This is a genomic window from Kitasatospora sp. NPDC059462, from assembly GCF_042749955.1.
In the GTDB taxonomy this organism is placed as follows: Bacteria; Actinomycetota; Actinomycetes; order Streptomycetales; family Streptomycetaceae; genus Kitasatospora.
Map to the genome: position 1 here is coordinate 1 of NZ_JBHYUU010000314.1, position 5,642 is coordinate 5,642.

General features: G+C 71.3%; 1 protein-coding gene and 1 pseudogene. Both read right to left on the bottom strand.

The window, feature by feature from the left end; all coding sequences use genetic code 11:
- Positions 1–42: 42 nt before the first annotated feature.
- Positions 43–5,136, bottom strand: coding sequence for a hypothetical protein (locus tag ACFXAM_RS37555; RefSeq protein WP_380298299.1), 5,094 nt, complete (start codon positions 5,134–5,136; stop codon positions 43–45).
- A gap of 193 nt (positions 5,137–5,329) precedes the next feature.
- Positions 5,330–5,642: pseudogene (locus ACFXAM_RS37560) on the bottom strand (hypothetical protein); the annotation flags it as partial.

Genomic DNA, 5,642 nt, shown 5'->3' on the forward strand with positions numbered 1-5,642 from the left:
CGTCCGTTCCCGGGGCCACCCGCCGTTCGACGGCGTGATCCGTCAGCCGAGCCAGCCGAGCAGAGGCAGCGGGACCCCGAACGCCTCCAGGTCCCCGCGGTCCACCGCGTACGTCGGCACGGTCAGGCTGCTGTCCGGCAGCCAGTCGGCGCCGAAGCCGGCCGGCCGGTACCAGTCAGTGCCGTAGTAGCCGTGAGGGTGGCCGTGCCCGTGACCGGGCGGCTCCTCGGGGCACGGCGGCAGACACCGGGCGAGCGCGGACGACGGCCCGGTGGTCACCGGCCTGCCGTCCGGACCGGAGCCGGACGCGCTGACCGTGTTGGTGGTGTCCCCGGTGATCAGGCTGGAGCAGTAGAACATCACGGTCTGCCCCGGCGCCAGGGTGAACGTCCCGGCCGCCGTCTCGCAGGAGACCTCCTGCGGGTCGCTCAGCGTGATGCCGGTGATGTCCGTCGCCCCGGTGTTGGTCACCGTGATCCGCCAGTGTGCCACGCACTGGTCCGGGTAGCAGGGGTCCTCGGAGGAATCGCCCTTGTGCAGGGTCGCCTCCTTGCCCCACGGCCCGGAACCGCCCTGGCCGCAGTCGCGGTCCTTCTCGGGGAGGCAGACCTCCTTGTCGATGGTCATCGACGGCGTACCCGGCGTCGTCACGTCGACGGTCGCCTCGGACGGCGGCGTCGTGATCGGGCCACTCGGGCCGGGGAAGGTCGCCGTCACGGAGTTGACGGTGTGCTGGGTGACGTTCGCCAGACTGCAGAACACCTGACGCGACGCGCCCACCGCGAGGTCGAACGTCCCGGCAGCGGTCACGCAGGACGGCGAGACACTGTCCGCCAACGTGATCCCCGTGACCGGCACCGTCCCGGTGTTCGTCACCGTGATCCGCCAGTACGCCGTCGCACCCGACGCCACCGTCGTAGCCTTCGCCCACGGACCCGGACCACCCTCGGCACAATCAGCCGCATTCGCCGAAGTACAAACCTCCTTGTTGATACCCAGCGAAGGAGTCACCGGCGGCGTCACATCGACCGTCGCCTCCGACGGCGGCGTCGTGATCGGACCACTCGGGCCGGGGAAAGTAGCCGTCACCGAGTTGACGGTGTGCTGCGTGACATTCGCCAGACTGCAGAACACCTGACGCGACGCGCCCACCGCGAGGTCGAACGTCCCGGCGGCCGTCACGCAGGACGGCGAGACACTGTCCGCCAACGTGATCCCCGTGACCGGCACCGTCCCGGTGTTCGTCACCGTGATCCGCCAGTACGCCGTCGCACCCGACGCCACCGTCGTGGCCTTCGCCCACGGACCCGGGCCACCCTCGGCGCAATCAGCCGCATTCGCCGAAGTACAGACCTCCTTGTTGATGCTCACCGACGGAACAACCGGCGTCACATCGACCGTCGCCTCCGACGGCGGCGTCGTGATCGGACCACTCGGGCCGGGGAAAGTAGCCGTCACCGAGTTGACGGTGTGCTGCGTGACATTCGCCAGACTGCAGAACACCTGACGCGACGCACCCACCGCCAGGTCGAACGTCCCGGCAGCGGTCACGCAGGACGGCGAGACACTGTCCGCCAACGTGATCCCCGTGACCGGCACCGTCCCGGTGTTCGTCACCGTGATCCGCCAGTACGCCGTCGTCCCCGACGCCACCGTCGTAGCCTTCGCCCACGGACCCGGACCACCCTCGACGCAATCAGCCGCATTCGCCGAAGTACAAACCTCCTTGTTGATGCTCACCGACGGAACAACCGGCGTCACATCGACCGTCGCCTCCGACGGCGGCGTCGTGATCGTCTCCCCGCCCGGACCCGGGAACGACGCCGTCACGGAGTTGACGGTGTGCTGGGTGACGTTCGTCAGATCACAGAACACCTGGTGAGAAGCGCCCACCGCCAGATCGAACGTCCCCGCAGCGGTCACGCACGACGGCGAGACACTGTCCGCCAACGTGATCCCCGTGACCGGCACCGTCCCGGTGTTCGTCACCGTGATCCGCCAGTACGCCGTAGCACCCGACGCCACCGTCGTGGCCTTCGCCCACGGACCCGGACCACCGTCGACGCAGTCGGCGGCGTCGGCCGAGGTGCAGACCTCCTTGTTGATGCTCAGCTCCGGGAGCGGCGGCGGTGTCACGTCCACCGTCGCCTCCGACGGCGGCGTGGTGACCGTCTCCCCGCCCGGACCCGGGAACGACGCCGTCACGGTATTCACCGTGTGCTGGGTGACGTTCGTCAGATCACAGAACACCTGGTGAGAAGCGCCCACCGCCAGGTCGAACGTCCCCGCAGCGGTCACGCAGGACGGCGAGACACTGTCCGCCAACGTGATCCCCGTGACCGGCACCGTCCCGGTGTTCGTCACCGTGATCCGCCAGTACGCCGTAGCACCCGACGCCACCGTCGTGGCCTTCGCCCACGGACCCGGGCCGCCGATGGCACAGTCGGCGGCGTCGGCCGAGGTGCAGACCTCCTTGTCGATCGCCAGCGACTGCACGTCCACGATCGCCTCGGACGGCGGCGTGGTGATCGTCTCCCCGCCCGGGCCCGGGAAGGACGCCGTCACGGTGTTCACCGTGTGCTGGGTGACGTTCGTCAGATCGCAGAACACCTGATGGGACGCGCCCACCGCGAGATCGAACGTCCCCGCGGCGTCCACGCACGACGGCGAGACGCTGTCCTCCAGCGTGATCCCGGTGACCGGGACGGTCCCGCTGTTGGTCACCGTGATCCGCCAGTACGCCGTGGCGCCGGGGAGCAGCGTCGCGTTCTTCGCCCAGGGGCCGGGGCCTCCGTCGACGCAGTCGGCCGCGTTCGCCGAGGTGCAGACCTCCTTCTCGACCTTCAGCTGCGGCGCGCACTCCGGTCCCGGGGTCACCTGGAGGGTGACGGTGTTGGAGGTGACGGGGGTCCCGCCGTTGGTGACGGCGGACGCCTGGTCGGTGATCGAGGTGACGGCGCAGTCCGTGGCGACGGTGGTCCGGTAGCAGATCTGCGGGGCGTCACCGACGAAGGTCACCTGCATCACCGGGTGGTTGTCCGGGGTGAAGGAGGCGCCGCTGACGAGGTCGATGTTGCCGATCACCTGGATCGGCTGGTCGGCGATCGGGACGGAGGAGATGTCCGCCGTGCCCGTGGCCGGGTCGAACGGGAAGGTGCCGAGGGGGGTGCCGTCGGCGGCCAGCACGGTCACCGTGGACTGGGCGAAGTCGACGGTCGTCGGGTCGATGCCGGCGAGGCTGACCGTCCCGTAGGACCGCACGTGCCCGGTGGCCCCGTCGCAGTAGTACGCCGACGGGTTGATGGTGGCCTGGGCCTTGGTCTTGAGGCAGGGCGAGGCGCCGGTGACCGGGTCGATCGAGAACAGGTAGCCGGTGTCACCGAGGCTGTACTTGCACTGGCCGTCGTAGGCGAAGCCGTACGGGCGGGTGTCGCCGCCGTTGACGTTGAGCGGCCCGTTCACGATGCCGTCGGTGCCGTACTGGGTGCAGGGCGCCTGGGTGTTCCAGTCGTAGCAGTACTCGGTGCTGTTGGAGGTCGGGGTGATGCCCCGGTAGATCCAGAGCGGGAACTCGGTCTCCAGGTGCCCGTTGGGGGCGACGATGGTCAGCGGCACCTGGAAGTTGGCCTCGCCGAGGGCGACGTTGGTCATGAGCAGCGTCTGCAGGCCGGGCGGCGCGGCGATCGGATTGCCCGTCAGGTCGAAGCAGACGACGGTGCCGACCGGCGGGACGACCTCCTGGTAGAAGCCGCCGACCGCGGTGCAGACGCCGAGGACGGTGCCCGCCGCGTCGTACGTCTCGAAGATGTTGTCGGCCCGGGCCGGCTCGGTGCCGGTCGGGGTGACCACGGTCTTCGGCACGGCCCAGCCGGTGCAGGCGGTGTTGGTCGACGGGTCGAAGCAGGACATCACCGTGGGCAGCGGGGCCAGCGTGTTGTCCGTGACGTAGATCTTGCCGTTGACGACCCGCATGATGCCCGCGTAGTCGCCGCTGAAGACGTCCTGGCCCTCGTTGGGCGGCAGGCCGATGCCGAAGGTGCCGCAGGAGGCGTTGGTGGCGGGGTCGAAGCAGAGGATCTCGCCGGTGCCGGAGACCGCGTAGATCAGCTGGTTCGGGGCCTGGACCACGCCGCCGACGACCAGTCCGGTGCCGGTCTGGAGGGCGGTGAAGCCGCAGCTGGCCTGGGTCTGGAGGTCGATGCAGCCGACGCCGATCAGTCCGAGGGTGAGCCGGCTGATCGCGGCGTAGTACAGCTTGGAGCCGATCTGCACGTAGGTCGGGGTGCGGGTGCTGCCGAGGTCGCCGGTGGTCTCTCCGGCCACCGAGGAGTTCAGCGCCTGGGGCCAGACGGCGGGGGCGCCGCTCGGGGTCGGGCAGGGGCCGTTGGTGAGCAGGTCGGTGCAGACCACGCTGGCCTCGTTGGAGAACCCGTGGTGGTAGATGTTCCAGGCCTCGGGCGTGGGGACGCCGTTGATCGTGGCGGTGTAGAGGATGGGGGTGAAGCCGTCGCCGCCGGTGGCCGTGTTGACCGGGGTGAGGGGCGGCGGGATCTGGACCACGTCACCGGTGGCCGGTCCCGAGAGCCTCGGGTTGGTCGCCCGGACGGCGTTGGTGGCCGTGCCCGGGTCGGTGGCGGCGAAGGTGGTGCCGCCGTCGGTGGACCACTGCTTGCTGTAGCCCGGCGGCACCTGGAGCGAGCCGGGCACGTAGGTCTGGGCCTGCGGGGTGCTGCCCGGGCCGCCCTGGATGACGTCGGTGACGGTGGTGGAGACCGGGACCGTCTCCGGGTTGGTGGCGGAGACCACCCAGCGGACGGTGTCGCCGTGGGCGGTGGTGGTCGTGCTGCCGGTGGCGAGGTCGGTGCCGGTCTTCTCCAGGGTCACCGGCTGCTGCCGGCCCTGCCGGCCCGCCTGGAGGTCGGCCGGCCGCGCCGCGGCGGGCCGGTCGGCCGCCGTGGTGGCGCGGCCGTCGGCGGGTCCGGCGGCGGGTCCGGCGGCGAGGGCCGGGGCGGTCAGCGAGGCGACGGCCGCCGCGAAGGCCGCCAGCAGGGTGACGGCCCGGCCCGGTGGCCGGCGGGCGGAGCGTCCGTCAGGTCCGGGGCCCTGGGGCGGGGGTGTGGGCGGACAGCGCGTCATCAGAGGTCCTTTCGACCCTGCGCTCACGTGCCGGGGAGGCGGGGAAAGGGAGCCAGAATGAGCGCAGTGCGACTTGATGATGTTCTGATGAACTGTCCGGAGTGTCCGACGTGGCCCAGGTTCACTCGCCGGCCGCTCAGGAACACTCCGACGGACGCACGCGCCGGACGGCGGCCGGTCGGGCCGGCGGCGCTCAGGCCGGCGGCGCGGCGAACCGGCCCCGGCCCGCCTGCACCGCCCAGCCGCGCGCGACCAGACGCTTCGCCCGCGCCCGCACGCCCTCCACGGCGGAGGCGGTCAGCTCCAGTCCGAGCAGCCGGGTCAACTCGTGGGCCTGCAGGCTCGTCCGCGAGTCGTTCAGGATCTGCGCCAGCCGCCGGTAGATCCCCGGGAGCGCCGTCAGGTCCATCCCGGGCTCCCGCACCGGCACGGTCACCCGGATCCCCGCGCCCGGCCCGGCGCCGGCCGCGACCGCCCCGTCCGCCGGGGCGTCCGCGGGGGCGGCG

Excerpts from the sequence above, each read along its gene's own strand:
- ACFXAM_RS37555 (WP_380298299.1), bottom strand. The coding sequence starts at position 5,136 with ATGACGCGCTGTCCGCCCACACCCCCGCCCCAGGGCCCCGGACCTGAC.